General features: G+C 71.5%; 2 protein-coding genes and 3 pseudogenes. 3 read left to right on the forward strand and 2 right to left on the reverse strand.

All coding sequences use genetic code 11. The annotated features are described in order from the left end of the window. A pseudogene (locus ACWGIU_RS32815) lies at positions 1-477 on the reverse strand (GNAT family N-acetyltransferase); the annotation flags it as partial. 367 nt (positions 478-844) lie between these two features. Here ACWGIU_RS32815 and ACWGIU_RS32820 point away from each other — a divergent pair. Then, a pseudogene (locus ACWGIU_RS32820) lies at positions 845-1387 on the forward strand (alpha/beta hydrolase); the annotation flags it as partial. Between the two features lie 274 nt (positions 1388-1661). Further along, positions 1662-2450: an alpha/beta fold hydrolase gene (locus tag ACWGIU_RS32825; RefSeq protein ID WP_453711756.1), complete on the forward strand. Its 789-nt coding sequence runs from the start codon at positions 1662-1664 to the stop codon at positions 2448-2450. A gap of 82 nt (positions 2451-2532) precedes the next feature. Here the strand turns inward: ACWGIU_RS32825 and ACWGIU_RS32830 are convergent. After that, positions 2533-2944, reverse strand: a pseudogene (locus tag ACWGIU_RS32830) (SgcJ/EcaC family oxidoreductase). A gap of 92 nt (positions 2945-3036) precedes the next feature. Here ACWGIU_RS32830 and ACWGIU_RS32835 point away from each other — a divergent pair. Next, positions 3037-3594, forward strand: a complete 558-nt coding sequence (locus ACWGIU_RS32835) for a hypothetical protein (RefSeq protein WP_453711757.1) — start codon at positions 3037-3039, stop codon at positions 3592-3594. Positions 3595-3637: the final 43 nt, after the last annotated feature.

Here is a 3637-nt window from a genome sequence, read left to right on the forward strand (position 1 = left end):
GAAGAAGACCGCGTCGTCGGGTTCGGCGGCGAAGACGAGGCGGCCGGGCCGTTCGGGGAGTCCGCGCTCCGGGGTCCAGCGGTAGAGGAAGCGTTCCACCAGGAGCTCGTAGCCTGCCGCTCGGGCGGCGGCGAAGCGCGTCTCGGCGGCGGCGATGAGGTGGGGGTGGTCCTGCCAGTCACCGGGGAGGTTGATCTCGAGCTCGACCTGCCAGGGGGCGGAGCGCAGGAGTTCGGCCCCCGCCTCTTCCTCGCCCTCGGCGACGTCGAACCAGTTGACGTTGACGGGTTCCTTGTCCTCGGCGCCGCCCCACCAGGCGCCGCGGGCGACGACCGTGCCGTCGCGCAGGGCGACCCGCTTCCAGTCGGGGCGGTGCGTGGTGCGCTCGTGGGCGGCGCGGGCATTCAGCGGGTCGGGGTGGGCGTCGAACAGCTGGGCGTCGCTCTCGTCGAGCGTGCGGATGACCGGATCGGTCATGGATTCCTCCGGGATGTGTACTGCGTGGCACGCTCCCGGTCTCGGATCAGACGAACCACACCGGGGTGACGGGGAGGGAGCGCTGGATGGTTGAGAACTGCACGGCACTCGCCTCCTTCCGTTCGTCTGATGCGACGTGGTCCGAGGCCGGACGATACTTGATCACCGACAGGTGCGTCCACTCGATTGCGGAGCGGAACGACACCGTGCCTGCGTGGGCGATCGTGTGAAGTCCCTTGGAAAGAGGACCGGTTGAGGTTGACAGGGGATTTCATCGTCGCGTTCGCCGCGAGCTCCGAGGAGGGACGAATTGGCCGCTGTGGTGCTCGTTCATGGCTTGTATCACCGTCCTGAACACTTTGCCGAGGTGGCAGAGCGGTTGCGGGCTGCAGGAATCGAGGTTGCCGTGCCCGGCCTCCACCGGGGTTCGCTGCTCGCCGACACCGCAGCAGTCCAGGCTGCCGTCGACGCGCTGCGGCAGCCTGCGGTCGTACTCGGCCACTCCTACGGCGGTTCGGTGATCACCGGGGTACGCGGAGCGGGCCACCTGGTGTACCTGGCGGCCTTCGTGCCGGATGTCGGTGAGAGCGCGGCCGGCCTGGGTGGGGCGTCCTCGCAGCTCCGGGACGCGATCCGCCCTGGGCCCGACGGCTCGACCAGCCTGTGCCCCGACCGGGCTGTCGCCGCCCTCTACGGCGACTGTCCCGCACCGCTCGCGGCCCGGGCGGTCGGCCTCCTGTGTGCCCAGGCCCCCGGCTGCGGGCGAGGAGTCCCGGAGCGGCAGAGCTGGAAGGACACGCCCTCGACCTACGTCGTCTGCGCAGGACCGGGCCGTCGACCCGGGCCTGCAGCGCAGGATGGCGGCGCGCTGCACGGACATGCGCGAGTGGCGGACGGGCCACTCCCCGTTCGTGGGCCGGCCCCGACTCGTCGTCGGACTCGTGCGGGAACTGCTCACCTCCACTTCCTCAGGATTCCGACAACGGGGCGATGTGCCGTAGCCGTTGTCGTGCGGGTGCCGGGGATGACGGGGCAGTCCTTGGCTCGCGGTGGGCGCATGTGTGGGGCGGATGCGGGGCTCCGTGCACCGGTGTCAGCGCAGGCAGGGCGGTGCCGCGAGGCGCTTGCCGTCGTCTTTCGGGAATTCCATGGCCCCCAAAGCCCTGACCTGCGACTATCTGCGGATGCTTATCCTTGCCGACGATCTCGGCCACCTTTCCTACACCGTCACCGGCGAAGGCTCGCCCGTGGTACTCGTACACGCCGGCGTCGCCGACCACACCATGTGGGACGCGGTCGTGCCCGCACTCGCGGAGCGGCACACCGTCATCCGGTACGACCTGCGCGGCTTCGGCGAGTCCGCGCCCCCGGCCGGCCCGTTCAGCGAGACCGATGACCTGTGCCGCCTACTGGACCACCTCGGTCACGAGAGCGTTGGGCTCATCGGCGCGTCCTGGGGCGGGCGGGTGGCCGTGAACTTCGCGCTGGCCCACCCGGGCCGGGTGCGGTCCCTGACGCTGCTCGCCCCGCCGTGGCCCGGCTACGGCTGGTCCGCGGACATGGTGGCCTACGACGAGGCCGAGACCGCGGCTCTGGCCGCGGGTGACCTGGACGCCGCGGTCCGCGTGAACCTGGACATGTGGCTGCGCGGGCCCGGCCGCGGCTGGGAGGACGTCGCCCCGGGGCTGGCCGAACGGCTCCGGACGCCGGTACGGACGTCGCTGGTGAACCAGGACACCGTCGGGGAGCACTCCCAGGGTGGCCCGGCGGGCGACATCGCCACGATCGCCGTTCCCACCCTGGTCGGGATCGGCCTGCTCGACGTCGCCGACTTCCAGGACATAGCCCGCCGGTACGCCGCCGAGATCCCCGGCGCCACCCTGGTCGAGTTCCCCGCCGCGGCCCACCTCATCGCGCTGGACGCACCCTCCGAACTCACCGCGGCACTGCGGTCGTTCCTCGCTCGCTCCTGAGACGATCGCGTGAAGGTCCGGCGGACCGCGGAGGGTGAACGGGTGAACACCGCCCCGGCCGGACCTTCGCATGCCATCGGCCTCAGGCCGGGTCCGCCGTCGCCTGGGTGTTCTGGCAGGCCGTCAGCAGCCAGTGGCCGTCCGGTCTCGCGCGTCATCACGTAGAGCGGCGCGCCCGCGGTGTCGCCGGCCGGCGAGTGGTAAAGCTGGCGTACCTTCACGGCCGCGACATCCGGGCGCAGGAACTGCGTGTGCACCACCTCGTAGGTGACCTCCCCGTCCCAGCTCGCCGTCGGCGGCACCGCCCGCGTGAACTCCGCTATCGCCTCGAACCCGATGAGGACCTTCCCGTGGGCGGTGGTCCACAGGGCCTCCGGATGGAAGAGCGCGAGGAATCCCTCGGCGTCCCTGGTCCGTCGGGTCCGTTCGACGGTGGCGACGACCTGCGCGATCGCTTGGAGGGAAGCGGCCCTGGCCGCCTGTTCCGTGTTCATGGACACGATCGTGCTTCCTCGACCACGCTTGAGGTCAAGGAGCGTCCGAAACGCAGGTGCCCCCGTGCCTCGCGAGGGTGCAGGATCTGTCCATGGACAACAAGGTCATGACACGGCTCGCCGAGGCCGTGTCGTCGGGTGCTCCCGTACGCGTTCACCGGTCAGCGATCCGGGACGCGGACCGGCTCGACGGTTTCGTCGTCGGCACCAGCGCGGCGTGGACGCTGATCGCCCTGTGCGATGACGTGCGGCTCGACGGCTGGGCGGCGGTCCGTACCGCGGACATCACGAAGGTCGGGTGGCGGGGCGGTACGGACTGCCTGACCGTCCGCGCGCTGCGGCGGCGTGGGCGCTGGCCGGCCCGGGCGCCCGAACCGGGGCTCCCCCTGGACGGGTTGGCGGACCTGGCGGAGGGCGCCTCCCGGGCCTTCGGGCTGGTTTCCCTGCACCGGGAGCGAGACGCGCCGGACGCCTGCTGGATCGGCGAAGTGGCCGCGGTACGGCCGAAGTCGCTGCGGCTGCGGGAGGTCGACACCGAGGCCCGGTGGCGTCCGGAGCTGTCGAAGTTCCCGTTCAAGGATGTCACCCGGGTGGGCTTCGGCGGGCACTACGAGCGGATCCTGCAGGAGTTCGCCGGGCCGTACCGCTGACCACCGGCTGCCCCGGCCGCCCTCAGGCCCCGTCGGCCGGGGG

This window comes from Streptomyces sp. NPDC054840, from assembly GCF_053611065.1.

Coding starts and splice junctions, on each gene's coding strand:
- ACWGIU_RS32825 (WP_453711756.1), top strand. CDS start 1,662: ATGCTTATCCTTGCCGACGATCTCGGCCACCTTTCCTACACCGTCACC.
- ACWGIU_RS32835 (WP_453711757.1), top strand. CDS start 3,037: ATGGACAACAAGGTCATGACACGGCTCGCCGAGGCCGTGTCGTCGGGT.